The following is a 26,458-nucleotide window of genomic DNA, read 5'->3' as shown; positions in this document are numbered from 1 at the left end:
GGCTCAGGCCAGCTCGGGCAGCAATACCTCCTCCCAGAGCGAGCGCTGGTACTGCGGCTTGAAGAAGCCGAAGTGGCCGATGCTCTTCTCGCCGACGTCCTCCGGGGCGATGCGCCGGAAGGTCTTTTGCGCCTCGCGGTAGAAACCGTGCAGCGAGTCGGTGTTGCGCCCGGACATCATCTCGTCGTCGGTGAAGGAGATGGAGGTGATGGGCGTGCGCACCGCCGAATAGGCCTGGCGCACGGCGTCGCCCTCGGCGCCCACGGCGTATTCCGGGTTCAGGCACCAGCGACGCCACTGGCGGATCACCCCTCGGGGCAGGTCGCCCACCATCCCCAGGCGCTTGCCGGGGAAGTAGCCGGCCAGCGGCGTGATGAGCGGCGTCACCAGGTACCACAGCAACCAGGCCTTGTGCCGCAACGATTCGGTGTTCTCGCGCCAGTAGCCGCTACCGGTGGCGATGGTCAGCACTCGGGTGATGCGCTCGTTGCCCTCGACCAGGGGCAGGATCTGCCCGCCCAGGCTGTGGCCGATCCAGTACAGGGGCTTGTCGCCAGCGGCGTTGGCCACCAGGGAGAGCATGGTGCTGCAGTCGTGGCGGGCCCAGTCGAAGATGTCGATGTCCAGGTCGCGCAGGTGGCCGTTGCGGGACAGACCCATGCCGACGTAGTCGAAGGTGGCGACCAGGTAGCCGCGCTCGGCCAGCCAGGTGGCGAAGGGTGCGTAAAAGCGCTGCGGCACGCCCATGGCGGGTACTATCAGCACCGCGGCTCGTGCCTCGCCTTCGGGGCGGTACCAGGTGGCGCTGAGGGTGTGGCCGTTGCCGTTTTCGATCCGGGTCTCTGTCGAACTGGTCATTGCGTCGGTCCTGGAAAGGGCTATGGAAAAAACGCGAACCCGGGCAGTATACGAAAACCAGAAAAGTATTCTAGAAAAATATTCTAGTTTCATCAGAGGACATTCATGGCTCGTCCCTCCCGCAAAGACGACATCCTCCAGGCCGCCCTGGCCTGCTTCAGCGAGCATGGCGTGGATGCCACCACCATCGAGATGATCCGCGACCGTTCCGGCGCCAGCATCGGCAGCCTCTACCACCACTTCGGCAACAAGGAGCGGATCATCGCCGCCCTCTACCTGGAAGGCGTGAGCGGCTATGCGCGGCTGGTGGAGGAGGGTTTCGCCCGCGCCGACAACGCCGAGGCCTGCATCAAGACGCTGGTGGCCTGCTACATCGACTGGGTGGCGGCGCATCCCGAGTGGGCGCGCTTCATCCTGCACAGCCGGGGACGGGTGGAGGCCAGCGAGATGGGCGAGCAGCTGCGCGAAGCCAATCGCCTGCACCATGGGCGGATCGACGATTTCCTCCGTCCCCATCGCGAGGCGGGTGCCTTCCGCCAGATGCCACGGGATGTCTTCGTCTCCGTCGTCCTCGGCCCGGCCCAGGATTTCTCCCGCCACTGGCTGGCCGGACGCACCCGCAGCGACCTTGCCGATTGCCGCGAGCTGTTCATGGATGTGGCCTGGGAGGCGGTGCGGGCGCAGTAGCGATGGAGCGGTGCTCATTGGCCCGCAGGGGCGAATTCATTCGCCAAGGGCGGCGCAGCTGCCCCAATGGAATGAGTACGCCGAACCTGCGGTCCGGTTGGCGATTGAAATCGCCCCTACAGGTTTGGTTGACGCAGATAAAGAAAAAGCCCCGCAGATGCGGGGCTTTTCGTTGGCGCGTCGATCAGGCCGAACGACGGCGGAACAGCGGTTGGGGCTGGTCGCTGGACGCCTGGTAGACCTCGGAGAATTCTTCGAAGGCCTTGAGGGCATCAATCGGGTCCTTGTCCGCGCGCAGAGCGAAGGCGTCGAAGCCGCAACGCTTGAGGGCGAACAGCTGGTCGCGCAGCACGTCGCCGATGGCGCGCACTTCACCCTGGTAGCCATAGCGCTGGCGCAGCAGGTAGGCGGTGGAGGAGTGGCGTCCGTCGGTGAAGGCCGGGAAGTTCAGCGCGATGACCTGGAAGAACTGCAGGTCGTCGGCGATCTCCTCGATTTCCTCGTCGCTGTCCAGCCAGACGCCCAGGCCGCCATCGCGGGCTTTCAGGGCATGGGCGTGGTCGCGCCAGAGTGCCAGCGGCACGATGATGTCGTCGCAGTTGGGAACGCCATCCAGGGTCGCGTCCTTGGCCAGCAGGTGCCAGGTTTCGTCGATGACCTGGCCGTTCTTAATGATTCGCTGCATAGACGCGCTCCTTGAACGGGTCGATACCGATACGGCGGAAGGTGTCGAGGAATTGCTCGTCTTCGGTGCGCTGTTCCACGTAGACCTTGATGATCTTCTCGACCACGTCGGCCATGTCGTCCTGGGCGAAGGACGGGCCGAGGATCTGCGCCAGGCTGGCGTCACGGCCGGCGCTGCCGCCGAGGGACACCTGGTAGAACTCCTGGCCTTTCTTGTCCACGCCGAGGATGCCGATGTGGCCCACGTGGTGGTGGCCGCAGGCGTTCATGCAGCCGGAGATGTTCAGGTCGAGGTCGCCGATGTCGAACAGGTAGTCCAGGTCATCGAAGCGGCGCTGGATGGCTTCGGCCACCGGGATCGACTTGGCGTTGGCCAGGGAGCAGAAGTCGCCACCCGGGCAGCAGATGATGTCGGTCAGGAGGCCGACGTTCGGCGTGGCGAAGCCCTGTTCGCGCAGCTCGCCCCAGAGGGTGAAGAGCTGGGACTGTTCGACGTCGGCCAGGATGATGTTCTGGTTATGGCTGTTGCGTACTTCGCCGAAGCTGTAGCGGTCGGCCAGGTCGGCGATGGCGTCCAGCTGCTTGTCGGTGACGTCGCCAGGGGCCACGCCGGTGGGTTTCAGCGACAGGGTCACGGCGACGTAGCCGGGCTTCTTGTGGGCCACGACATTGCGGGTGCGCCAGCGGGCGAAACCGGGGTGCTCGGCATCCAGGGCTGCGAGGGCGTCGGCCTGGTCTTCCAGGGCGCGGTAGGCCGGGTCGACGAAGTGCTTGGCGACGCGCTCGACTTCCGCTTCGGTCAGGGTGGTGGGGCCGTCCTTGAGGTGGGCCCACTCGGCGTCGACGCGCTGGGCGAAGACTTCCGGGGTCAGCGCCTTGACCAGGATCTTGATGCGCGCCTTGTACTTGTTATCGCGACGGCCATAGCGGTTGTACACACGCAGGATGGCGTCGAGATAGCTGATCAGGTGCTGCCAGGGCAGGAACTCGTTGATGAAGCTGCCGACCACCGGGGTGCGGCCCAGGCCGCCGCCGACGGAGACGCGGAAGCCCAGCTCACCGGCTGCGTTCTTCACCGCTTCCAGGCCGATGTCATGCACTTCGATGGCGGCACGGTCGCTCACGGCGCCGTTGACGGCGATCTTGAACTTGCGCGGCAGGTGGGAGAATTCCGGGTGGAAGGTGGACCACTGACGGATGATCTCGCACCAGGGACGCGGGTCGACGAGCTCGTCCTGGGCAACGCCGGCGAACTGGTCGGTGGTGGTGTTGCGGATGCAGTTGCCGCTGGTCTGGATGGCGTGCATCTGCACGGTGGCCAGCTCGGCGAGGATTTCCGGTACGTCTTCCAGATCTGGCCAGTTGTACTGGACGTTCTGGCGGGTACTGATGTGGGCATAGCCCTTGTCGTAGTCGCGAGCGATCTGTGCCAGCTTGCGCACCTGGACGGAAGACAGCAGGCCGTAGGGCACGGCGACGCGCAGCATGGGCGCGAAGCGCTGGATGTACAGGCCGTTCTGCAGGCGCAGCGGGCGGAATTCCTCACCCGAAAGCTCGCCTTCCAGATAGCGGCGGGTCTGATCGCGGAACTGCTTGACGCGGTCCTCGACGATCCGTTGATCGTACTCGTCGTATACGTACATAAATGTCCTGTTCTCAGGCTGCTTACAGCTTCTCTGCGCGCACGGCCGCGCACTCCCCGCGGAGCCGGAGGAAGATACCAGTTCGGGGTTATGCGCAAAAGTGATGTTTGAGTATATGTAAAGAACCAAAAGTTCTTGAATTGGGGCGCTGCATAACCCTTCGGCTTGAGGCTCCGCGGGGGCTGGTCTTTACTCGAAGGGCAAGCCGCCTATAACCAGAACAACGGGGGACGCCATGACCGATCATTCTCAAGACAGCAACCACGACAGCAAGGTCGATGCCTGGGCCATTTTCTTCCTGATCCTGATCGTTGTATCCACCGCGGTCTTCTGGGTCAGCCACCAGTAATAGTTGCTGCCGGGGCGGCCGTTTCCGACGGTCGGCCCCGGAATCTCCGACACCTGGCCATATGCCGTTATACTGCGGCGCGGTTTTTTCCTGGGTGATGGAATGAAAGGTCCGAGTCTGTTCCTGCTGTTCTGCCTCTGTCTGCTGTCGAGCCAGTCGCTCCTGGCCGCTTCCGTGGTGTTCCTCAATCCCGGTCGCGCGGCGGAGCCGTTCTGGGCCAGCTACGGGCACTTCATGCAGGCCGCCGCCGACGACCTGGACATGGACCTCACCATCCTCTACGCCGAGCGCGACCTGCGGCGAATGATCGAACAGGCCCGCGATACCTTGCAGGGCAACGCTCGTCCCGACTACCTGGTGTTCGTCAACGAGCAGTACGCCGGCCCGGAAATCCTCCGCCTGGCCCAGGGCAGCGGGGTGAAGCTGTTCACCGTCAACAGCCATCTGACCGCGGACCAGCAGACCCTCACCGGCGCCACGCGGGAGAAGTACCCCGACTGGATCGGCAGCATGGTCACCAACGACGAGGAAGCCGGTTACCTGATGGCGCGCTCGCTGCTGGAGCAGCAGGAGCGCCGGTCCCACGGCGAGCCCTACGACGTGCTGGCGTTCTCCGGGGTCAAGCAGACGCCGGCATCCCAGTACCGCGAGCAGGGGCTCATGCGGGCCCTGGCCGAGTTCCCCGATGCCCGCCTGCGCCAGCTGGTGTACGCCGAGTGGACCCGAGAGCGCGCCTATGTCCAGGCCCAGCAGCTGCTGCAGCGCTACCCGGAGGTGCGGGTGGCCTGGTCTGCCAACGACGAAATGGCCTTCGGTGTGATGAAGGCCGGCGAAGAGCGGGGACTCAAGCCGGGGAGCGACCTGCTGGTCTCGGCCCTGAACAATTCCCCGGAAGTCCTGCGCAGCTACCTTGACGGGGACATCAGCGCCCTGGTCAGCGGCCATTTCACCCTGGGTGGCTGGGCCATGGTGCTGCTGCATGACTACGACGCCGGGGTGGATTTTGCCGAGCACGGCGGCAAGGACCGGGTAGTGCCGCTGTTCATCTCCCTGGACCGCGACAAGGCCAGGCGCCTGCTGCGGCATATCGAGCGGCGCGGCTACGACCTCGACTTCCGCGCCTACAGCCTGGTGGGCAAGCCGAAGGCGCGCGACTACCGCTTCTCCCTCGAGCCTCTGATCGATTGAGGCTCAGACCCCGGCGAGGTGCAGCACCAGTCGCACCAGGCCATAGAGCAGCAGCGCGAAGATCGCGGTGAAGAGCACGCCGAGGATGATGAAGTGGCTGGGTTTGCCACGGCTGAAGTCGCGGCTGCGGTTCTTCCCGCTCTGCACGCCGAAGGCGGCGGCCAGCACACTTTGCAGCATCTCGCGGAAACTCAGGGGTTGGTCTTTGTTGTCGTCCATGGGGCACCTCCTGGGCTGAGCTTAGCTCGTTGGCCAGCAAATGCCCCCGGGCGCTCAGGACGCGGGCTGGCGCGGACGGCGGGTAGCGATGGGTTCCAGGGCGCGGGCGCGCAACTGGCCGCAGCCGCCCTCGACGTCCTGGCCGGCGGAGTTGCGGACCTTGGTGAGCACGCCACGGCTGTGCAGGTAGCGGACCATCTGCACGATGCGCTCGCCATCCGGGCGCTGGTACTCGTCTTCGTCCAGGCTGTTGTAGGGGATCAGGTTGAGCACCGCGTACTTGCCCTTGAGCAGGCGCAGGATGCCGTCCATTTCGTCCGGGCTGTCGTTGATGCCCTTGAGCAGCGTCCACTGATACTGGATGGGGTAGCCGATGTCGCGGGCATAGCGCTCGCCCAGGTCCACCAGCTCATCCGGGGTGATGCGTGGCGCCTTGGGCAGCAGCCGCTCGCGCAGGTCGGCGCGGGTGGTGTGCAGCGACAGCGCCAGTGCCGGCTTGACCCGCTCCCGTGGCAGGCGCTCGAAGACGCGCAGGTCGCCGACGGTGGAGAACACCAGGTTCTTGTGGCCGATACCGCCGTCGGTGCCCAGCAGGTCGATGGCTTCGACCACGTTCTCCAGGTTGTGCGCCGGTTCGCCCATGCCCATGAACACCACCTTCTTCACCGGTCGGAAGCGGCGGGCGAGGGCGACCTGGGCGACGATCTCGGCGCTGCCCACCTGGCGCAGCAGGCCGCTCTTGCCGGTCATGCAGAACAGGCAGCCCACGGCGCAACCGACCTGGGTCGAGACGCAGAGCCCGTCGCGGGGCAGCAGCACGCTTTCCACCATCTGGCCATCACGCAGCTTCACCAGCAGGCGCGCGGAGCCGTCGTTCCCCGGGTGTTCCGCGCTCAGGCGCAGCAGGCCATCCAGCTCCGCGGACAGAGCCGGCAGGCCGTCACGGACGCTCAGCGGCAGGAAGTTCTCGGTGTGCTGGTGGCGGGTGCCGGTGTCCAGGGGCTTGCCTTGCAGCCAGGCGCGTACCACCCGGCCGGCGTGGGCGGGCTTGGCGCCGAGGTCGGCGAGACGCTGGTGAATGTCGGGGATTCGCATGGGGTGCGCATCCTACCACCGTCGCCGGGGTGACGGCAGGCCGGGTGGCCCGCCGGTTGCCGCACCTGCGCGGGGCCCGATCAGGGGGCCTCGACGCTGATGGCCATGGCCGAGGTCAGGCTGATCACCACTTGTTTGTTCAGGTAGGACGGCTTGAGCTCGATATCCGGACGCACGCGCACGACCTTGCTGCTGCCATCGGGGAACTGCAGGGTCGCGGTGTGCTGGGTGGTGTCGATGGCCTTGACCACGGCGGTGATCTCCTTGGTGCCGGCCACCAGCATGCCCGGCCGGCTGCCTTCGGGGGCGGTGGCCACCACGCCGGCGACGCCATCGGTCGATGTCGCGTTGGGCTCGCGCAGTCGCACCACGCGCTCGTGGGTCACCACGGCGTTGACCCGATCACCGACCTTGAGCTGGGAGAAGTTGCGCATCTCCGGCACCGCGTCGAAGGTCTGGCGGTTGCCTTGGTCATCCTGGAGCGTGAATGTCCGGCGCTGCTGATCGATCGCCGTGATAACCGCCGTGACCTGCACCGTCTGGATGTCGACGCCACCGGGTACGCCCGGGGTGAAACTGCTGGCCGAGCTGGCGGTGGCGGTCAGGCCTTCGTCATGGGTAGGGCTGCTGCAGCCGCCGACGGCGGTGAGGGCGATGAACAGTGCGGCGAGAGATTTGGCGTGGTGCATAAGGTGTCCACCTTGTCGAACTGGTTGCGGAGAGAGTGGATGCACGGCCGGAGCGTCCAGGCTCCGCCCACGCATCCTGCCTGGTCGGCTACTTCAGCGTAGGCGAGGCTGGGGCATTCGCCTCCGTGGTATTCTTGCGCGTTGTTCGATCCAGCGATCCGGGAGCGGTCCATGAAGTTCATCCATCAACGCGAGCACCTCAACGAGGGAGACCTGGTGGTCATCCAGTGCTCGCAGACCTGCAACATCCGGCTGATGAGCGATGCGAACTTCCGCAGCTTCAAGAGTGGCGGCCGGCACAGCTATCACGGCGGCGCCTTCGACCGCTTCCCGGCGAAGATCGTGGTGCCCAGCAGCGGCTTCTGGAACGTCACCCTCGACACGGTCACCCGTCGCGCCATCAGCGTGACCCGCAAGCCCAACTTCGAGTGGTCGATCAAGTTCGTGCGCCGCACCAAGAGCTGATCGCCCGCCCATGAAAAAGCCCCGCAATCGCGGGGCTTTTTTGTGGGCGCCTGGTGCGCTTCGTAGGGTGGATGGCGCTTTTTCCATCCACCGGCGGTGCCATGCTGGGGTTTGCATGGTAGACCGGTGAAGCGTGGTCCACCCAACGGGCTCGTCAGCTCTCGTAACCCAGGTTCGGCGACAGCCAGCGCTCGCTCACGGCCTGGTCCTGGCGTTTGCGTTTGCTGTAGCTCTCCACCTGGTCGCGCTCGATCTTGCCGACGGCGAAGTACTGCGCTTCAGGATGGGCGAAGTACCAGCCGCTGACCGCCGCCGCCGGGAACATGGCGTAGTGCTCGGTCAGGGTCACGCCGGAGGTGCTCTGCGGGTCGAGCAGCTGGAACAGGGTGCCTTTCTCGGTGTGGTCCGGGCAGGCCGGGTAGCCGGGAGCGGGGCGGATGCCCTTGTACTGCTCCTTGATCAGCGCTTCGTTGTCCAGTTGCTCGTCGGCGGCGTAGCCCCAGTACTCCTTGCGCACGCGCTCGTGCAGCCACTCGGCGCAGGCCTCGGCCAGGCGGTCGGCCAGGGCCTTGACCATGATGGCGTTGTAGTCGTCGCCCTTGGCTTCGTACTGCTTGGCCAGCTCCTCGGCGCCGATGCCGGCGGTGGTGATGAAGCCACCGACATAGTCGGTGATGCCGCTTTCCTTCGGCGCGACGTAGTCGGCCAGGCAGAAGTTCGGCTTGCTGTCGGGCTTGATGGTCTGCTGGCGCAGGTGGTGCAGGCGGGCGAGGGCCTTGCCGTGGCCGTCGTAGACCTCGATGTCGTCGTGGTCCACCTGGTTCGCCGGCCAGAAGCCGAACACCGCGCGCGCCTTGATCTGCTTGCCGTCGATCAGCTGCTTGAGCATGGCCTGGGCGTCGTTGAACAGCGAGGTGGCGGCTTCGCCCACCACTTCGTCGGTCAGGATGCGCGGGTATTTGCCGGCCAGGTCCCAGGAGATGAAGAAGGGCGTCCAGTCGATGTACTTCGCCAGTACCGCCAGGTCGATGTCTTCCAGCATCTGCACGCCGGTGAAGCTCGGCTTGGCCGCGCGGTAGGTGTTCCAGTCGAACTGCGGCTTGTTCGCCAGGGCGTCGGCGTAGGCCAGGCGCTCGGTGCGCGAGGCGCGGTTGGCGGTGCGTTCGCGCACTTCGACGTACTCGGCGCGGGTCTTCTCGACGAAGCCGGCCTTCAACTCCTTGGACAGCAGCTGGGTGGCCACGCCCACGGCGCGCGAGGCGTCGGTGACGTAGATCACGGCGTCGTTGCTGTACTGCGGGTCGATCTTCACCGCGGTGTGGGCCTTGGAGGTGGTGGCGCCGCCGATCATCAGCGGCAGGTTGAAGCCCTGGCGCTGCATTTCCTTGGCGACGTGGACCATCTCGTCCAGCGACGGGGTGATCAGGCCGGAGAGACCGATGATGTCGCACTTCTCGGCGATGGCGGTCTGCAGGATCTTCTCCGCCGGCACCATCACGCCCAGGTCGACGATGTCATAGCCGTTGCAACCCAGCACCACGCCGACGATGTTCTTGCCGATGTCGTGTACATCGCCCTTGACCGTGGCCATGAGGATCTTGCCCTTGGCTTCCGGTTTGTCGCCTTTTTCCGCTTCGATGAAGGGAATCAGGTGGGCGACCGCCTGTTTCATCACGCGGGCGGATTTCACCACCTGGGGCAGGAACATCTTGCCGGCGCCGAACAGGTCGCCGACCACGTTCATGCCGGACATCAGCGGGCCTTCGATCACTTCGATGGGGCGCGCGCACTGCTGGCGGCATTCCTCGGTGTCTTCGACGATGAAGGTGGTGATGCCCTTGACCAGGGCGTGCTCCAGGCGCTTGCCCACCGGGTAGCTGCGCCACTCCTCGTTCTCCGCTTCCTTCACCGCGCCGCCGCCCTTGAAGTGGTCGGCGATGGCCAGCAGGGCCTCGGTGGAGTCGGGGTGGCGGTTGAGCACCACGTCCTCGACCTTTTCCCGCAGCTCGGCGGGGATCTCGTCGTAGATCTCCAGCTGGCCGGCGTTGACGATGCCCATGGTCAGGCCGTTGCGGATAGCGTGGTAGAGGAAGACCGAGTGGATCGCCTCGCGCACCGGGTTGTTGCCACGGAAGGAGAAGGACACGTTGGACACACCGCCGGACGACAGCGCATGGGGCAGCTCGTCACGGATGTAGGCGCAGGCCTCGATGAAGTCCACCGCGTAGTTGTTGTGTTCCTCGATGCCGGTGGCCACGGCGAAGATGTTCGGGTCGAAGATGATGTCTTCCGGCGGGAAGCCCACCTCGTTGACCAGGATGTCGTAGCTGCGCTGGCAGATTTCCTTCTTGCGCGCGGCGGTGTCGGCCTGGCCCACTTCGTCGAAGGCCATCACCACCACGGCGGCGCCGTAGCGCTTGCACAGGCGGGCGTGGTGCTTGAACTGCTCGACGCCTTCCTTCATGGAGATCGAGTTGACGATGCCCTTGCCCTGGATGCACTTGAGGCCGGCTTCGATCACTTCCCACTTGGAAGAGTCGATCATGATCGGCACGCGGGAGATGTCCGGCTCGCCGGCGATGAGGTTGAGGAACTTCACCATGGCCGCCTGGGAGTCGAGCATGCCCTCGTCCATGTTGATGTCGATCACCTGGGCGCCGGCTTCCACCTGCTGCAGCGCGACTTCCAGGGCCTCGGTGTAGTTTTCTTCGCGGATCAGCCGGGCGAACTTGGCGGAGCCGGTGATGTTGGTGCGCTCGCCGACGTTCACGAACAGCGAGCTGCGGTCGATGGTGAAGGGCTCCAGGCCCGACAGGCGGCAGGCCTTGGGAATCTCCGGGATCACGCGCGGCGGGTACTTGGCCACGGCCTCGGCGATAGCCTGGATGTGCGCCGGGGTGGTGCCGCAGCAGCCGCCGATGATGTTGAGCAGGCCGCTGGCGGCGAACTCTTCCACCACTTCGGCCATCTGCGCCGGGGTTTCGTCGTATTCGCCGAAGGCGTTGGGCAGGCCGGCGTTGGGGTGCGCGGAAACATGGGTGCCGGCCTTGGTCGAAAGCTCGGCCAGGTAGGGACGCAGTTCCTTGGCGCCGAGGGCGCAGTTCAGGCCCACGGAAATCGGCTTGGCGTGGCTCACCGAGTTCCAGAAGGCCTCGGTGGTCTGGCCGGACAGGGTGCGGCCGGAGGCGTCGGTGATGGTGCCGGAAATCATGATCGGCAGCTCAAAGCCCAGCTCCTCGAACACGCCCTGCACGGCGAAGATGGCCGCCTTGGCGTTGAGGGTGTCGAAGATGGTCTCGATCAGGATCAGGTCCGAGCCACCCTCGATCAGGCCACGGGTGGCCTCGGTGTAGTTCTCCACCAGTTCGTCGAAGGTGACGTTGCGGTAGCCGGGGTCGTTGACGTCCGGGGAGATCGAGCAGGTGCGGCTGGTCGGGCCGAGGACGCCAGCGACGAAGCGCGGGCGATCCGGGGTTTCCAGGGACTTGGCGTCGGCGACGCTACGGGCCAGCCGGGCGCCTTCGACGTTGAGTTCGTACACCAGCGATTCCATGCCGTAATCGGCCTGGGACACCTGGGTGGCGTTGAAGGTGTTGGTTTCCAGGATGTCGGCGCCGGCATCCAGGTAGGCTTTCTCGATGGCGCCGATCACGTCGGGGCGGCTGAGGATCAGCAGGTCATTGTTGCCTTTGACGTCCTGCGGCCAGTCGGCGAAGCGCTCGCCACGGTAATCAGCCTCATCCAGCTTGTAGCTCTGGATCATGGTGCCCATGCCGCCGTCGAGGATCAGGATGCGCTCTTTGAGCGCCTGTTGCAGGGCTTGCTGGCGGGCGATGCGGTCGGACATGGGAACTACCTGAGGGCTACGTGAACAAAGGCGGGGATGATACCAAAACCTTAGTAATTTTTAGCTTGTCCGCCATTTCCATGAATTTCGCTCATGTTATTGCCGGGCGCGGGTCGCGGGGTACCGCTGCGAGCCACTAGAATCCACTCATTTGCACTTCAGGGATCGAGTCATGCCGCTGCGTACACTAGCCGCCTTGTTTGTCCTGCTCATGCTGTGGCTGCGTCCGGCGGCGGCAGAAGAGCTGTCGTACAGCCGGGATATCCAGCCGATCTTCACCCAGAAGTGCGTAGCCTGCCACGCCTGCTATGACTCACCCTGCCAGCTCAACCTGGGCAGTGCCGAGGGCGCCGCGCGGGGCGCGAGCAAGCTGCCGGTCTACGACGGCGGTCGCACCCGGGCCCAGGACACCACGCGGCTGTATTTCGACGCCCATGGCGCCGCGGCCTGGCAGCGCAAGGGGTTCCATTCGGTGCTGGATGCCAGCGGCGCCCAGGCCGCGCTGATGGCGCGGATGCTGGAGCTGGGACGGTCCAGCCCGCCACAGGCCAACGCCAAGCTGCCCGCGGACCTGGATATCGACATCAATCGACTGAACCAGTGCGCCTTGCCGACCGAGTTCGACGACTACGCCCGCAAGCACGCCCGGGCCGGCATGCCGTTCGCCGTTACCGGGCTCAGCGAGGCGGAGTACCAGACCCTGCAGCGTTGGCTGGCCGAAGGCGGGAAGGTCCAGGAGCAGGTCGTCCAGCCCAGCGCCGCCGAGGCGCGCCAGGTGGCCGAGTGGGAAACCCTGCTGAACGCGCCCGGTGCCCGCGAGACACTGGTGGGCCGCTGGCTGTTCGAGCACCTGTTCCTGGCGCACCTGTACTTCGATGGCGGTGAAACCGGCCACTTCTTCCAGCTGGTGCGTTCGCGCACGCCCAGCGGCCAGCCCATCGACCCCATCGCCAGCCGCCGGCCCAACGATGACCCGGGCAACACCTTCTATTACCGGCTCTGGCCGATCCAGGGCGTGATCGTGCACAAGACCCACATCACCTATCCGCTTGGCGCGGCGAAGCTGGCGCGGGTCAAGGAGCTGTTCTATTCCGGCGATTGGGCCGTGGACCAGGTGCCGGGCTACGGCGCACAGCGCCGCGCCAATCCCTTCGAGACCTTCCAGGCCATACCGGCGCAGGCGCGCTACCAGTTCATGCTGGATAACGCCGAGTATTTCGTGCGCACCTTCATTCGTGGGCCGGTCTGCCGTGGGCAGATCGCCACCGACGTGATCCGCGACAATTTCTGGGCGCTGTTTCAGGACCCGGCCCACGATCTGTTCATCGCCGATGCGCAGTACCGCGAGCAGGCGACGCCGCTGTTGGCGATGCCCGGCCAGTTCGACGAAATCGGCGACCTGCTCGGCCTCTGGCGCACCTACCGCGACAAGCGCAACGAGTACGAGGCGCTGCGCATGCAAGCCTACGCCGACGCACCGCCGCCGAGTTGGGCGCATATCTGGACCGGCAACGACAACGCGCTGCTGTCGATCTTCCGCCAGTTCGACAGTGCCTCGGTGCGCAAAGGGCTGATCGGCGAGGTGCCGCAGACGATCTGGTGGATGGACTACCCCCTGCTGGAACGCACCTACTACCAACTGGTGGTCAACTTCGACGTGTTCGGCAATGTCTCCCACCAGGCGCAGACGCGGCTCTATTTCGACCTGATCCGCAACGGTGCCGAGGTCAACTTCCTCCGCCTGATGCCGGCTGACTCCCGTGCCGCGCTGCTGGGCGACTGGTACCAGAACAGCGGCAAGATAAAGATGTGGCTGGATTACCAGAGCATCGACAAGGACACCCCGACCGCCCTGCGACTGCCGGAGCAGGACCCCAAGCGCGCCTTCGCCAACGAGCTGTTGACGCGCTATGCGGGGCTGAATGCGCGGCCCGACCCGATCAACCGCTGCAGCGATGGCCGCTGCTACCGCCCGAACGTGGCGCCCGAGTTGCAGAATGCCGAGCAGGTCCTCAGCCGCCTGGTGAGTCGGCCGGCAGCCGGGCTCCGGGTGATCGACCAGCTCCCCGAAGCCACGCTGCTGCGGGTGGAACTGCCCGACGGGCGCCGCGAGGTCTACAGCCTGCTGCGCAACCGCGCCCACAGCAACGTGGCCTTCATGCTCGGCGAAGAACTGCGCTACCAGGCGGGGCTGGACACCCTGACTCTGTATCCCGGCGTACTCAGCAGCTACCCGAACTTCATCTTCAACCTCAAGTCCACCGAGGTTGAGGACTTCGTCAGTGCCATGGAGCGGGCTAAGGATGCCGCGGCGTTCGAGCAGGTGGCGACGCGCTGGGGCATCCGTCGCACCCACCCGCAGTTCTGGTTCTATTTCCACGACCTGGCGGCGCAGATCCGCGAGACCGAACCGGTGGAGGCGGGTGAACTGGATATGAATCGTTATCAGAACCTCTGACCGGTTTCGGCTGTATTGTCGAGAATAATTCCTACCAATTTGGTAGGGCTTTAACCCCTGTTCTTCTTTGGCGTACACTGCGCCCATGTTTGCGAGGAGTTGCCATGAGCGCCATCACCATTACCCAAGCTGCCCAGGATTATCTGGCTGACCTGCTGGAGAAGCAGAACACCCCGGGCATCGGTATCCGTGTCTTCATCACCCAGCCGGGTACCCAGTACGCCGAAACCTGCATCGCCTACTGCAAGCCGGGCGAGGAAAAGCACGAGGACAACGCCGTGGCGCTGGCCTCTTTCACGGCCTGGATCGACGGGGTCAGCGAGCCCTTCCTCGAGGATGCCGTGGTGGACTACGCCACCGACCGCATGGGCGGCCAGCTGACCATCAAGGCGCCTAACGCCAAGGTGCCGATGGTCAATGACGAGAGCCCGCTCAACGAGCGCATCAACTACTACCTGCAGACCGAGATCAACCCCGGTCTGGCCAGCCATGGTGGCCAGGTGAGCCTGGTGGACGTGGTCGACGAAGGCATCGCCGTGCTGAAGTTCGGCGGTGGCTGCCAGGGCTGCGGCATGGTCGACATGACCCTGAAGGATGGTGTCGAGAAGACCCTGATGGAGCGTATCCCGGAACTGAAGGGCGTGCGCGACGTCACCGACCACAGCAACAAGGAAAACGCCTACTACTAAGGCGTGCGAGTCACGAAAAAGGCGACCCGAGGGTCGCCTTTTTCATGTCTGCCTGTGAACTGGCGGGGTGGCGGCGTCCCCGTAGGTTGGCGTAGAGCGAAGCGAAACCCGACGATTCCCGGGCGGGCCTCGCGTTGGGCTTCGCGTAGCTCAGCCATAACCTGCGGGTGTGCTCCTGGCCGGCCAGTAGGTCGCAGTGCGGCCCAACCGTTGAGAGGCTCAGTGCGGGCAGCCGGCGGGTTTCAGCGTCCGCTCGGTGGCGGCGGGGTACCGGGCCAGCTTGCTGGCTGGGCGGATGGGGCGCCGTACCAGCTCCCCGCCGCAGTTCGGGCAGGTGCCGTGCAGGCGCTGCTGCGCACAGTCGCGGCAGAAGGTGCACTCGAAGGAGCAGATCAGCGCCTCGGGGGACTCGGGCGGCAGGTCCTTGTTGCAGCATTCGCAGTTGGGGCGTAGGTCCAGCATGGCGTCATCCTCGTTCGAAGGTGGAGCGTCCGAATCGTTCCGCGTACTCCTGCGGGCTGACGGACAGGTGTTTGTGAAAGATGCGGCGCAGGGTTTCCGGGTGGCCGAGGCCGGTCAGGCGGGCCACCGTGGCGATAGAGGCCTGGGCATCCTGCAGCAGGGCGCGGGCGGCCTCCAGCCGGACCCGCTCGACGTATTTGCCGGGGCCCACGCCCAGTTCCCGGGTGAAGGCGCGCGATAGGCTGCGGGGCGCCATCTTCGCCTGGGCGGCCAGGGCTTCCAGGGACAGGTCGCCACCCAGGTTGGCCGGAATCCATTCCAGCAAGGCGGTTAGCTTCGGCGTGCGGCTGGGGTCCGGCGTGAGCAGGGCGCTGTACTGGGCCTGGCCGCCGGGGCGGCGCAGGAACAGCACCAGGTGCCGCGCCACCGCCAATGCCAGGGGGCGGCCGAGGTCGGTCTCCACCAGGGCCAGCGCCAGGTCTATGCCGGCGGTGACTCCGGCGGAGGTGAAGACATGGGCGTCACCGTTCCGTCCGGTTGGGTCGTAGGTGTGCAGGCGGTCGCCCTGTACCTCCACCGCGCAATGCTCGTTCAGGGCGGCCACATCCGCCCAGTGGGTCGTGGCCAGGCGGCCATCCAGCAGGCCCGCCGCAGCCAGGACCAGGGCGCCCGAGCAGATGGAGCCGAGGCGGCGAACCCGTGGCTCGGCCTGGCGCAGCCACTCCAACAGCGCAGCGTCTTTGCACAGGTTTTCTATCTGCATGCCGCCGGGAACCAGCAGGGTATCCAGGCTGGCCGGGTCGACATCGCGCCAGGCCTGCTCGGCCACCAGGGCGAAGCCGGCGGAGGTCTTTACCGGGCCGGCTTCGGGCCCCAGCACGTGCAGGACATAGGCGGGCGGCAGGCCCTGGCGCTGGCGCTCGACATTCGCGGAGGCGAACACCTGCAACGGGCCGGTGACGTCCAGGCTCATGACCTCGGCGAACGACAGGCAGGCGATGTGGCGAATGGCGTCCATGGTGTTCTCGGCGGCAGGGCTGGAGTCAGTCTGCCGCTAACGGGAGGTGGCAACAATGACAATAAGCCCACAGATATTGCCAGGTCGGTCTCGTCCTTGGTGGCGCGGGGCGTCAGCAGGGGGGGCTTCACCGAGGAAGCCGAAGGGGGAACTCGCCGATCAGGATGGGTTGCCAGTCGAGGGCCGGTACTTCTTGCTGCTTGCAGAGTTGTCGTGGGGTTACGGGATGGGCGGAGGATCGCGACGTCTTGCTTCGCTTGTGGGCCGGACGGCCGGGGAGGGGGATTGGGGTGCAGCGGGGAATTACGGAGAAAAAACTTGCCGGGGCGAGCAGGGGAGGCCTGCCCGCCGCGCATTGGGCACTGGGGCTGGAGGTGTTACTCCGGCATCGTCCAGGGCTCGAGGTCGTAACCCTTGCGGCTGAGCTCCTCGCGGGATTGCTTGAGGATGCTGGCCAGTTGCTCCGGGTCGGAATAGGTGCTGCTGGGGATCTTCGAGCGACCGAGCAGGCGGGTGCTGGTGCGGTCGATCACGCTGATGCTGAGTTCACCGGTGCCGTCTTGCAGGGCCCAGGCAACGCACTGGAAAGGTTTGAACGCACGACCGGCGATGATCAGTGCTTCGTTGAAACGCAGCGGAGTGTTCATGGGAGGGGGTCTCTCCATATTGTGCCCAATGAAGGTGACGATGCGGCCTCAGGCCTTTGTTGCATTGTCGTGAATGTGGATGGCCAGACCCGACCGATAAGTCACAGGACGTCGTGAAAAACTAAGTTTTTGTCGCTGAAATGAATAGGTAAGCGACTTTTGTACCGACATTTGTGCAGCGAAGCCGCGCGCCAGGGTATACAGGGCGGCGTCGGCATTGTCCCGAATCCCCATCCGGCTGGCGTCGCAATGTACCGACGTAGCCGCTGCCAGTATGATCAGCCACCGTTCAAGGTTGCCTACAGCGAGTGTTGCCGTGCCTGTCCTGAGCCGACTGTTCCGCCCTCTGATTGTTGCCGCTTGCGTTGCCGTGCTGGCTGGCTGCGCCGCCGAGCCGTTGTCGCCGAAGCTGCGTGCCGGTCCGGAGCGGGTCGAGCTCAGCGGTGTGCCCTTCTTTGCGCAGAACGCCTACCAGAGCGCACCGGCGTCCATGGCGGCATTGCTGACCCAGCAGGGCGAAGTGGTGACGCCGGGGATGATCGAGAAGGAACTGCAGCTGCCGCAGAAGGAAGACGCATTGCGTGAAGGGCTGGCGGCCAGCGCGCGCCAGCGCGGCCTGTTGGTCTACCCCTTGGGCGATGACCTGGACGAGCTGCTGGAGCAGGTGGCTGCGGGCAACCCGGTGTTGGTGCATCTGCGCGAGGGCATTGGCCTGATGCCATCGTGGCGCTACGCGCTGCTGATCGGCTACGACCGCACCAATCAGCAGGTGCTGCTGCGCAAGGGCCATCAGCGCCGCGCAGCGATGAGCTTCAGCGCGTTCGAGTCGGACTGGGAGGAGGCGGGTAGTTGGGCGGTGCTGGTGCAGGCACCGAACCAGTTGCCGGCGTCGGTCGAGCGGGCGCGCTGGCTGAGGGCGGCCGACGATCTCGATGCGGCCGGGCAAGCCAATGCGGCGAAGATGGCGCGGTTGCAGATGCGCTGACGCACTGCCCGAACAAACGAAAACGGCGCCCTGGGGCGCCGTTTTCGTTGGTGGGACGATTACACGCCCAGTTTGTCGCGCAGGCTGTAGTACCACGCGCCCATCGCGGTGAACGGCACCTGGAAGGTGCGGCCGCCCGGGAAGGGGTAGTGCGGCAGGCTGGCGAAGGCGTCGAAACGCTCGGCCTGGCCACGCAGGGTTTCCGCGATCACTTTGCCGGCAACGTGGGTGTAGGTCACGCCGTGGCCGCTGCAGCCCTGGGAGTAGTAGATGTTGTCGCCGATCCGGCCGACCTGGGGCAGGCGCGACAGGGTCAGCAGGAAGTTGCCGGTCCAGGCGAAGTCGATCTTCACGTTCTTCAGCTGCGGGAAGGTCTTCAGCAGCTTCGGGCGGATGATGGCTTCGATGTTCGCCGGGTCACGGGCGCCATAGACCACGCCGCCGCCATAGATCAGGCGGTTGTCGCCGGAGAGGCGGTAGTAGTCCAGCAGGTAGTTGCAGTCCTCGACACAGTAGTCCTGGGGCAGCAGCGAGCGGGCCACTTCCTCGGACAGCGGCTCGGTGGTGATCACCTGGGTGCCGCACGGCATGGACTTGCCGGCCAGTTCGGGGACCAGGCCGCCCAGGTAGGCGTTACCGGCTACCACCACGAACTTCGCCTTCACGCGGCCTTTCGGGGTGTGCACCACCGGGTTGGCGCCGCGATCGATACGGGTGGCGGGGCTTTGTTCATGGATCACGCCGCCGAGGGATTCGATGGCGGCGGCTTCGCCCAGGGCCAGGTTGAGCGGGTGGATGTGACCGCCGCTCATGTCCAGCATGCCGCCTATATAGTTGTCGGTGGCCGCCACGTTGCGGATGCCCTTGGCATCGAGCAGCTCAAGCTGGGTATGGCCGAAGCGCTCCCACAGCTTCTTCTGGGACTCCAGGTGCGCCATCTGCTTCTTCGTGAAGGCTGCGAAGACGCCGCCGTCCTTCAGGTCGCACTGAATGTTGTACTTCTTGATGCGGTCACGAATGATGCGGCCACCCTCGAACGCCATGTCGCCCATCAGCTTGGCGTTCTTGGCGTTGGTGGAGCGCTCGATCGAGTCGATGTCGCGGCTGTAGCTGTTGACGATCTGGCCGCCGTTGCGACCGGACGCGCCGAAGCCCACCTTGGCGGCTTCGAGCACGGTGACCTTGAAGCCGTTCTCCAGAAGGAAAAGGGCGGTGGAGAGGCCGGTGTAGCCTGCGCCGATAACGCAGACGTCGGTTTCGGTCTCGCCTTGCAGTTCAGGGCGCGCCGGTACCGGGTTGGCCGAGAAAGCATAATAAGACTGGGGGTAGGGAGTGTGCGTCATAATGGAATCTCTGTTTTTTATTTTTTACAGATGTGCTGATGCTACCTGAGTTGAAACAGGCCGGCTAGCCTCTGTGCAAAATATTCAACGAGGCGGTGAACAGTAAAAAATCCACTTTTTCAGAGAGTTAGCGAAAAAAGGTGTTGACAGAAAAAAGCTAGTCCGTAGAATGCGCACCCATCGAAGGCACATAGCTCAGTTGGTTAGAGCACCACCTTGACATGGTGGGGGTCGTTGGTTCGAATCCAATTGTGCCTACCAAATTCGATAAAAAGGGTCACTCAGGTGGCCCTTTTTTATTGGGCGCTTGTCGGGGCTCCGGCTTTCTGCAAGCATCCCGCTCTTCATTACCTCCAGTGACTCTGGTTCGGCTCTGGTTGGCCTGAGGGCTCCTGCCACCGTATGGCGGGCATACCACCGAATCGCGTACTGGCTCATCCCAACCCATGTGGCCTTTGGTAGAGGTCACCACTAGGAGAGGAGGCGCCATGCCCATCATCACTCTTCCTGACGGCAGTCAGCGTACTTTCGACAAACCCGTATCCGTGCTCGAGGTGGCTCAGTCCATCGGCGCGGGGCTGGCCAAGGCAACCCTGGCTGGCAAGGTCAATGGCAGGCTGGTAGATGCCTGTGACCTGATCGAAGACGATGCCTCGCTGCAGATAGTGACTCCCAAGGACGACGATGGCCTGGAGATTATTCGCCACTCCTGCGCTCACCTGGTCGGTCATGCCGTCAAGCAGCTGTATCCGACCGCCAAGATGGTGATCGGTCCGGTCATCGAAGAAGGCTTCTATTACGACATCGCCTTCGAGCGCCCCTTCACGCCTGAAGACATGGCGGCGATCGAGAAGCGCATGGCCGAGCTGATCGAGAAGGACTACGACGTCATCAAGAAGATGACTCCGCGTGCTGAAGTGATCGAGCTGTTCAAGGCCCGTGGCGAGGAATACAAGCTGCGCCTGGTCGACGACATGCCGGACGAGAAGGCCATGGGCCTGTACTTCCATGAGGAGTACGTGGACATGTGCCGCGGCCCGCACGTGCCGAACACGCGCTTCCTGAAAGCCTTCAAGCTGACCAAGATTTCCGGTGCCTACTGGCGCGGAGACTCGAAGAACGAGCAGCTGCAGCGTGTCTATGGCACCGCCTGGGCCGACAAGAAGCAGCTGGCCGCCTACATCCAGCGCATCGAAGAGGCCGAAAAACGCGACCACCGTCGTATCGGCAAGCAGCTCGACCTGTTCCACCTTCAGGAAGAAGCGCCTGGCATGGTGTTCTGGCATCCGGACGGCTGGACCGTCTACCAGGTGCTGGAGCAGTACATGCGCAAGGTGCAGCGCGACCACGGTTACGTGGAGGTGCGTACTCCGCAGGTGGTCGACCGTATCCTCTGGGAGCGCTCGGGCCACTGGTCAAACTACGCCGAGAACATGTTCACCACGTCGTCGGAGAGCCGTGATTACGCGGTCAAACCGATGAACTGCCCGTGCCACGTGCAGATCTTCAACCAGGGCCTGAAGTCCTACCGCGACCTGCCCCTGCGTCTGGCCGAGTTCGGCGCTTGCCACCGCAACGAGCCGTCCGGCGCGCTGCACGGCATCATGCGCGTGCGCGGCTTCACCCAGGACGACGCCCACATCTTCTGCACCGAGGATCAGGTGAAGAAGGAAGCGGCCGACTTCATCAAGCTGACCCTGCAGGTCTATGCCGACTTCGGTTTCAGCGATATCTCGATGAAACTCTCCACTCGTCCGGTCAAGCGTGTGGGATCCGACGAGCTGTGGGATCGCGCCGAGGGTGCCCTGGCCGATGCGCTCAACGAGTCGGGTCTGAGCTGGGAATACCAGCCGGGCGAGGGCGCTTTCTACGGTCCGAAGATCGAATTCACCCTGAAAGACTGCCTTGGTCGTAACTGGCAGTGCGGCACCCTGCAGTACGATCCGAACCTTCCGGAGCGTCTGGATGCCAGCTATATCGCCGAAGATAACAACCGCAAGCGCCCGGTGATGCTGCACCGCGCCATCCTCGGCTCCTTCGAGCGCTTCATCGGCATGCTGATCGAGCACTACGCTGGTGCGTTCCCGGCCTGGCTTGCTCCGACCCAGGCGGTGATCATGAATATCACCGACAAGCAGGCCGATTTCGCCCTCGAGGTGGAGAAAACACTGAACGAAAGCGGTTTCCGTGCCAAGTCCGACTTGAGAAACGAAAAAATCGGCTTTAAAATCCGCGAGCATACCTTGCTCAAGGTTCCCTATCTCTTGGTTATTGGAGATCGGGAGGTTGAGACACGATCCGTTGCAGTGCGTACCCGCGAGGGTGTCGATCTGGGTTCCATGCCCTTCGAAAGCTTCTCTGAACTGCTCGCACAAACGGTTTCCCGGCGTGGTCGCCAAGAATTGGAGTAATCACTATTAAGCGTGAAATGAGACAAGACAAGCGGACTCAACCGAAGGCCCCGATCAACGAGAATATCTCGGCTCGTGAGGTGCGGTTGATTGGTGCTGACGGCCAACAGATTGGCGTCGTCTCGATCGATGAAGCGCTGCGCGCTGCTGAAGAAGCAAAGCTGGATCTGGTAGAGATTTCTGCCGATGCGGTGCCGCCTGTCTGCCGGATCATGGATTACGGCAAGCACCTCTTCGAGAAGAAGAAGCAGGCCGCTGCAGCCAAGAAGAACCAGCACCAGCAGCAGATTAAAGAAATCAAGTTTCGTCCAGGGACGGAAGAAGGGGATTACCAGGTAAAACTACGCAACCTGGTACGTTTCCTAAATGAAGGGGACAAGGCCAAGGTATCCTTGCGATTCCGCGGCCGTGAGATGGCTCACCAGGAACTGGGCATGGAGCTGCTGAAGCGGGTCGAAGCCGACCTCGCCGAAATCGGCACCGTTGAACAGCATCCTAAGCTGGAAGGACGCCAGCTGATGATGGTCATCGCTCCCAAAAAGCGAAAATAACCCCCAGGGCACTGGCAGGCCTTGCGGTTATATGTATTGATTGAATGCGGAGTATCCGAACATGCCAAAGATGAAAACCAAGAGCGGTGCTGCGAAGCGTTTCAAGAAAACTGCTTCCGGCTTCAAGCACAAGCACGCTTTCAAGAGCCACATCCTGACCAAGATGACTACCAAGCGTAAGCGTCAGCTGCGCGGCTGCACCCTGGTGCACCCGTCTGACGTACGTAAAGTAGAGCGCATGCTGCGCGTTCGTTAATCGGTCAAGATTCTAGAGGAAATTACTCATGGCTCGTGTTAAGCGTGGCGTCATCGCTCGTAAGCGTCACAAGAAAATTCTGAAACTCGCCAAAGGTTACTACGGTGCACGTTCGCGCGTGTTCCGCGTTGCCAAGCAGGCGGTAATCAAGGCTGGCCAATACGCCTACCGTGACCGCCGTCAGCGCAAGCGTCAGTTCCGCGCTCTGTGGATCGCTCGTATCAACGCTGGTGCTCGTCAGAACGGTCTGTCCTACAGCCGCCTGATCGCTGGCCTGAAAAAAGCGGCCATCGAGATCGACCGTAAGGTTCTGGCCGATCTGGCAGTGAACGAAAAAGCGGCGTTTGCTGCGATTGTCGAGAAAGCTAAGGCCGTTCTGGCTTAAGTCCCCGACAATCACCGGGTTCGCCCGGTGCTGAACGTCATCGATAGGGGAAGGGCCTTGTGCTCTTCCCCTATTTCGTATCTGGAGTCTGTACATGGAAAATCTGGATGCGCTGGTCTCGCAAGCGCTTGAGGCCGTGCAACAAACCGAAGACGTGAACGCCCTGGAGCAGATTCGCGTTCACTACCTTGGCAAGAAGGGCGAGTTGACCCAGGTGATGAAGACCCTGGGCGATCTGCCGGCCGAGGAGCGTCCCAAGGTCGGCGCCCTGATCAACGCTGCCAAGGAGCGCGTTCAGGAAGCCCTGAACACCCGCAAAGAGTCGCTTGAGCAGGCTGCCCTGTCCGCCAAGCTCGCGGCCGAGCGTATCGACGTGACCCTGCCGGGTCGCGGCCAGGCCTCCGGTGGTCTGCATCCGGTTACCCGCACGCTCGAGCGTGTCGAGCAGTTCTTCACCCGCATCGGCTACGGCATCGCCGAAGGCCCCGAGGTCGAAGACGACTACCACAACTTCGAAGCACTCAACATCCCCGGCCACCACCCGGCCCGGGCGATGCACGATACCTTCTATTTCAACGCGAACATGCTGCTGCGTACCCACACCTCTCCGGTACAGGTGCGCACCATGGAGTCGCAGCAGCCGCCGATCCGCATCGTCTGCCCCGGCCGCGTCTACCGCTGTGACTCGGATATCACCCACTCGCCGATGTTCCACCAGGTCGAAGGCCTGCTGGTAGACGAAGGCATCAGCTTCGCCGACCTCAAGGGCACCATCGAAGAGTTCCTGCGGGTGTTCTTCGAGAAGGACCTCGGCGTGCGCTTCCGTCCCTCCTTCTTCCCCTTCACCGAGCCGTCCGCCGAAGTCGACATGCAGTGCGTGATGTGCTCCGGCAAGGGCTGCCGCGTGTGCAAGCAGACCGGCTGGCTGGAAGTGATGGGCTGCGGCATGGTTCACCCCAACGTGCTGCGCATGTCCGGCATCGATCCGGAGAAATACCAGGGCTTCGCCTTCGGGATGGGTGTCGAGCGTTTGGCCATGCTGCGCTATGGCGTCAACGACTTGCGCCTGTTCTTCGACAACGACCTGCGCTTCCTCGCGCAATTCCGCTAGGTCGTCACGTCAGAAACGAATCCCCCAGGAGAGCAGGATGAAATTCAGTGAACAATGGCTGCGGAGCTGGGTAAGCCCGCAGGTATCCCGTGACGAGCTGGTCGCTCGTCTGTCCATGGCCGGCCTCGAAGTCGACAGCGTCACCCCCGTGGCGGGCGCCTTCAGTGGCGTGGTCGTTGGCGAAGTGCTCAGCACCGAACAACACCCGGATGCCGACAAGCTGCGCGTCTGCCAGGTGAGCAGTGGCACCGAGACCTTCCAGGTAGTGTGTGGCGCGCCCAACGTGCGCCCTGGCCTGAAGATCCCCTTCGCCATGATCGGCGCCGAACTGCCGGGCGACTTCAAGATCAAGAAGGCCAAGCTGCGTGGCGTCGAGTCCAACGGCATGCTCTGCTCGGCCTCCGAATTGCAGATCAGCGACGACCACGACGGCCTGATGGAACTGGCCGCCGATGCGCCGGTTGGTCAAGACATCCGCGCCTACCTCGGCCTGGATGACGTGATCATCGAACTGGGCCTGACCCCCAACCGCGGCGACTGCCTGAGCCTGTCGGGCCTCGCCCGCGAAGTGGGCGCGCTCTACGCCGCACCGGTTACGCGCCTGCAGGTTGCCGCCGTTGCGCCGGCCCACGACGAAGTGCGCCCGGTTGAAGTGACCGCGCCGGCCGCCTGCCCGCGCTACCTCGGCCGTGTGATCCGCAACGTCGACCTGTCCCGCCCGACCCCGCTGTGGATGGTCGAGCGCCTGCGCCGCGCCGAAGTGCGCAGCATCGATGCCGCCGTCGACATCACCAACTACGTGATGCTTGAACTCGGTCAGCCGATGCACGCCTTCGACCTCGCCGAAATCAACGGCGGCATTCGCGTGCGTATGGCAGAGGAGGGCGAGAAGCTCGTTCTGCTGGACGGCCAGGAAGTCACCCTGCGCCCCGACACCCTGGTGATCGCCGACCACAACCGCGCCCTGGCCATCGCCGGCGTGATGGGTGGCGAGCACAGCGGCGTCAGCGGCAAGACCCGCGACCTGTTCCTGGAAAGCGCCTTCTTCGACACCATCGCGGTGGCCGGCAAGGCCCGTTCCTATGGCCTGCACACCGACTCGTCCCACCGCTTCGAGCGTGGCGTGGACTTCCAGCTCGCCCGCGAAGCCATGGAGCGCGCTACCGGCCTGCTGCTCGAGATCGTCGGCGGCGAAGCCGGCCCCATCATCGAAGCCGTCAATGAAGCCCACCTGCCCAAGGTCGCCCCGGTGACCCTGCGCGCCGAGCGCATCACCCAGATGCTCGGCATGGAAATGGACGTCGCCGAAGTCGAGCGCCTGCTAACCGCCCTGGACCTGAAGATCAGCGCCGACGGTGCTGGCCAGTGGCGCGTCGAGGTGCCGAGCCACCGCTTCGACATCAGCCTGGAAGTGGACCTGATCGAAGAGCTGGGCCGCCTCTATGGCTACAACCGCCTGCCGGTTCGCTACCCGCAAGCCCGCCTGGCGCCGACCGCGCGCTCCGAGGCTCGCGTTGAACTGCCGGCACTGCGTCGCCTGCTGGTGGCCCGTGGTTTCCACGAAGCCATCACCTACAGCTTCATCGATCCCAAGCTGTTCGAGCTGTTCAGTCCGGGCGTGAAGCCGCTGATGCTGGCCAACCCCATCTCCGCCGACATGGCCGCCATGCGTTCCTCGCTGTGGCCGGGCCTGGTCAGCGCTCTGCAACACAACCTCAACCGCCAGCAGTCCCGCGTGCGTCTGTTCGAAGGCGGCCTGCGCTTCGTTGGCCAGCTCGAAGGCCTGAAGCAGGAGCCGATGCTCGCCGGCGTGCTCTGCGGCTCCCGCCTGCCGGAAGCCTGGGCCCACGGCCGTGACGCCGTGGACTTCTACGACGCCAAGGCCGATGTAGAAGCCGTGCTCGGCGCCGCCGGCGACCTGGCTGCCTTCAGCTTCGTGCCGGGCGAACACCCCGCGCTGCATCCGGGACAGACCGCGCGCATTGAAAGGGAAGGGCGCCTGGTGGGCTTCCTCGGTGCCCTGCACCCGGAACTGGCCAAGACCCTGGACCTGGATCAGCCGGTGTACATGTTCGAGCTGGTACTGGCCGAAGTGATGCAAGGCAAGCTGCCGACGTTCAGCGAGCTGTCGCGCTTCCCCGAAGTGCGCCGCGACCTGGCCGTGCTGGTGGATCGCGAGGTTCCCGCCGAGTCGGTACTGGCCACCATCCGCGAAGCGGCTGGCGAATCGCTGACTGACCTCAGGCTATTTGACGTGTATCACGGTAAAGGCATTGATCCGCTTAGAAAAAGCCTGGCCGTCGGCTTGACCTGGCAGCATCCATCGCGCACTCTTACTGACGATGAGGTGAACAACACAATGCAAAACATCGTCACCTCGCTGGAAGACAGGTTCAATGCCACGTTAAGGAAGTAGCG

At 64.2% G+C, this 26,458-nt stretch carries 23 protein-coding genes and 1 tRNA gene; 13 read left to right on the top strand and 11 right to left on the bottom strand.

Annotated features, from left to right (window positions below; genetic code table 11):
• Positions 1–3: 3 nt before the first annotated feature.
• Positions 4–858: an alpha/beta hydrolase family protein gene (locus PCA10_RS18170; protein WP_016493528.1), complete on the bottom strand. Its 855-nt coding sequence runs from the start codon at positions 856–858 to the stop codon at positions 4–6.
• A gap of 105 nt (positions 859–963) precedes the next feature.
• Between PCA10_RS18170 and PCA10_RS18165 the strand changes: the two genes are divergently transcribed.
• Entirely contained in the window at positions 964–1,545 is a 582-nt protein-coding gene (locus PCA10_RS18165) for a TetR/AcrR family transcriptional regulator (RefSeq protein WP_016493527.1), read from the top strand.
• Positions 1,546–1,729: 184 nt separating this feature from the next.
• Here the strand turns inward: PCA10_RS18165 and PCA10_RS18160 are convergent, their stop codons facing one another.
• Together PCA10_RS18160 and PCA10_RS18155 are read right to left on the bottom strand one after the other, a co-directional pair.
• Complete coding sequence (locus PCA10_RS18160; RefSeq protein WP_016493526.1) at positions 1,730–2,230, bottom strand: DUF934 domain-containing protein; 501 nt, start codon at positions 2,228–2,230, stop codon at positions 1,730–1,732.
• Entirely contained in the window at positions 2,214–3,872 is a 1,659-nt protein-coding gene (locus PCA10_RS18155; protein ID WP_016493525.1) for a nitrite/sulfite reductase, read from the bottom strand. Before PCA10_RS18155 ends, PCA10_RS18160 begins: the two co-directional genes overlap by 17 nt.
• 451 nt (positions 3,873–4,323) lie before the next feature.
• On the opposite strand from PCA10_RS18155, the gene PCA10_RS18150 reads away from it, so the two are divergent.
• Positions 4,324–5,409 (top strand): ABC transporter substrate-binding protein, encoded by a 1,086-nt coding sequence (locus tag PCA10_RS18150; protein WP_016493524.1) that lies wholly within the window; start codon positions 4,324–4,326, stop codon positions 5,407–5,409.
• Positions 5,410–5,412: 3 nt separating this feature from the next.
• On the opposite strand, the gene PCA10_RS18145 is transcribed toward PCA10_RS18150, so the two are convergent.
• The 3 genes from PCA10_RS18145 to PCA10_RS18135 all read right to left on the bottom strand — a co-directional run bounded on the left by PCA10_RS18145 (position 5,413) and on the right by PCA10_RS18135 (position 7,412).
• Entirely contained in the window at positions 5,413–5,628 is a 216-nt protein-coding gene (locus PCA10_RS18145; RefSeq protein WP_016493523.1) for a DUF2970 domain-containing protein, read from the bottom strand.
• Positions 5,629–5,682: 54 nt separating this feature from the next.
• Positions 5,683–6,723: an RNA methyltransferase gene (locus PCA10_RS18140; RefSeq protein WP_016493522.1), complete on the bottom strand. Its 1,041-nt coding sequence runs from the start codon at positions 6,721–6,723 to the stop codon at positions 5,683–5,685.
• A gap of 80 nt (positions 6,724–6,803) precedes the next feature.
• Entirely contained in the window at positions 6,804–7,412 is a 609-nt protein-coding gene (locus PCA10_RS18135; protein ID WP_016493521.1) for a hypothetical protein, read from the bottom strand.
• A 171-nt stretch (positions 7,413–7,583) separates the two neighbouring features.
• Here PCA10_RS18135 and PCA10_RS18130 point away from each other — a divergent pair, with 171 nt between their 5' ends.
• The gene (locus PCA10_RS18130) at positions 7,584–7,877 is read left to right on the top strand and encodes a DUF1883 domain-containing protein (RefSeq protein WP_016493520.1); all 294 of its coding nucleotides are present in this window, start codon (positions 7,584–7,586) and stop codon (positions 7,875–7,877) included.
• A 154-nt stretch (positions 7,878–8,031) separates the two neighbouring features.
• Here PCA10_RS18130 and metH read toward each other — a convergent pair whose 3' ends face one another.
• Entirely contained in the window at positions 8,032–11,724 is a 3,693-nt protein-coding gene (gene metH, locus PCA10_RS18125; protein ID WP_016493519.1) for a methionine synthase, read from the bottom strand.
• A gap of 172 nt (positions 11,725–11,896) precedes the next feature.
• Between metH and PCA10_RS18120 the strand changes: the two genes are divergently transcribed.
• Both PCA10_RS18120 and nfuA read left to right on the top strand, forming a co-directional pair.
• Positions 11,897–14,182 carry a fatty acid cis/trans isomerase gene (locus tag PCA10_RS18120; RefSeq protein WP_016493518.1) on the top strand — a complete coding sequence of 762 codons (2,286 nt, stop codon included), beginning with the start codon at positions 11,897–11,899 and terminating at the stop codon, positions 14,180–14,182.
• 104 nt (positions 14,183–14,286) lie between these two features.
• A complete protein-coding gene (gene nfuA / locus PCA10_RS18115; RefSeq protein ID WP_016493517.1) occupies positions 14,287–14,871 on the top strand; it encodes a Fe-S biogenesis protein NfuA in 585 nt (194 codons plus the stop codon).
• A 219-nt stretch (positions 14,872–15,090) separates the two neighbouring features.
• Here the strand turns inward: nfuA and PCA10_RS18110 are convergent, their stop codons facing one another.
• The 3 genes from PCA10_RS18110 to PCA10_RS18100 form a co-directional block, all read right to left on the bottom strand.
• Positions 15,091–15,333, bottom strand: a complete 243-nt coding sequence (locus PCA10_RS18110; RefSeq protein WP_016493516.1) for a DUF1272 domain-containing protein — start codon at positions 15,331–15,333, stop codon at positions 15,091–15,093.
• A gap of 4 nt (positions 15,334–15,337) precedes the next feature.
• Entirely contained in the window at positions 15,338–16,351 is a 1,014-nt protein-coding gene (locus PCA10_RS18105; protein ID WP_016493515.1) for a GlxA family transcriptional regulator, read from the bottom strand.
• Between the two features lie 377 nt (positions 16,352–16,728).
• Positions 16,729–16,998 carry a hypothetical protein gene (locus PCA10_RS18100; protein WP_016493514.1) on the bottom strand — a complete coding sequence of 90 codons (270 nt, stop codon included), beginning with the start codon at positions 16,996–16,998 and terminating at the stop codon, positions 16,729–16,731.
• Positions 16,999–17,314: 316 nt separating this feature from the next.
• Between PCA10_RS18100 and PCA10_RS18095 the strand changes: the two genes are divergently transcribed.
• Positions 17,315–17,983, top strand: coding sequence for a PA2778 family cysteine peptidase (locus PCA10_RS18095; RefSeq protein WP_016493513.1), 669 nt, complete (start codon positions 17,315–17,317; stop codon positions 17,981–17,983).
• 59 nt (positions 17,984–18,042) lie between these two features.
• Here PCA10_RS18095 and PCA10_RS18090 read toward each other — a convergent pair whose 3' ends face one another.
• Positions 18,043–19,326: an NAD(P)/FAD-dependent oxidoreductase gene (locus PCA10_RS18090; protein ID WP_016493512.1), complete on the bottom strand. Its 1,284-nt coding sequence runs from the start codon at positions 19,324–19,326 to the stop codon at positions 18,043–18,045.
• Positions 19,327–19,510: 184 nt separating this feature from the next.
• Between PCA10_RS18090 and PCA10_RS18085 the strand changes: the two genes are divergently transcribed.
• The 7 genes from PCA10_RS18085 to pheT all read left to right on the top strand — a co-directional run bounded on the left by PCA10_RS18085 (position 19,511) and on the right by pheT (position 26,456).
• A tRNA-Val gene (locus PCA10_RS18085) sits at positions 19,511–19,587 on the top strand.
• 227 nt (positions 19,588–19,814) lie between these two features.
• Positions 19,815–21,737 carry a threonine--tRNA ligase gene (gene thrS / locus PCA10_RS18080; protein ID WP_016493511.1) on the top strand — a complete coding sequence of 641 codons (1,923 nt, stop codon included), beginning with the start codon at positions 19,815–19,817 and terminating at the stop codon, positions 21,735–21,737.
• Positions 21,737–22,288: a translation initiation factor IF-3 gene (gene infC, locus PCA10_RS18075; protein ID WP_197539885.1), complete on the top strand. Its 552-nt coding sequence runs from the start codon at positions 21,737–21,739 to the stop codon at positions 22,286–22,288. Before thrS ends, infC begins: the two co-directional genes overlap by 1 nt.
• Before the next feature lie 61 nt (positions 22,289–22,349).
• Positions 22,350–22,544, top strand: a complete 195-nt coding sequence (gene rpmI / locus PCA10_RS18070) for a 50S ribosomal protein L35 (RefSeq protein WP_016493509.1) — start codon at positions 22,350–22,352, stop codon at positions 22,542–22,544.
• A gap of 28 nt (positions 22,545–22,572) precedes the next feature.
• Positions 22,573–22,929, top strand: a complete 357-nt coding sequence (gene rplT / locus PCA10_RS18065; RefSeq protein WP_016493508.1) for a 50S ribosomal protein L20 — start codon at positions 22,573–22,575, stop codon at positions 22,927–22,929.
• Positions 22,930–23,023: 94 nt separating this feature from the next.
• A complete protein-coding gene (pheS, locus tag PCA10_RS18060) occupies positions 23,024–24,040 on the top strand; it encodes a phenylalanine--tRNA ligase subunit alpha (protein WP_016493507.1) in 1,017 nt (338 codons plus the stop codon).
• Positions 24,041–24,077: 37 nt separating this feature from the next.
• Positions 24,078–26,456: a phenylalanine--tRNA ligase subunit beta gene (gene pheT, locus PCA10_RS18055; protein ID WP_016493506.1), complete on the top strand. Its 2,379-nt coding sequence runs from the start codon at positions 24,078–24,080 to the stop codon at positions 26,454–26,456.
• Positions 26,457–26,458 lie beyond the last annotated feature (2 nt).

The organism is Pseudomonas resinovorans NBRC 106553 (assembly GCF_000412695.1).
GTDB classification, from domain to species: Bacteria; Pseudomonadota; Gammaproteobacteria; order Pseudomonadales; family Pseudomonadaceae; genus Metapseudomonas; species Metapseudomonas resinovorans_A.
Note: the sequence above shows the minus strand (reverse complement) of the source record. Positions and strands in the feature narration are given on the sequence as shown.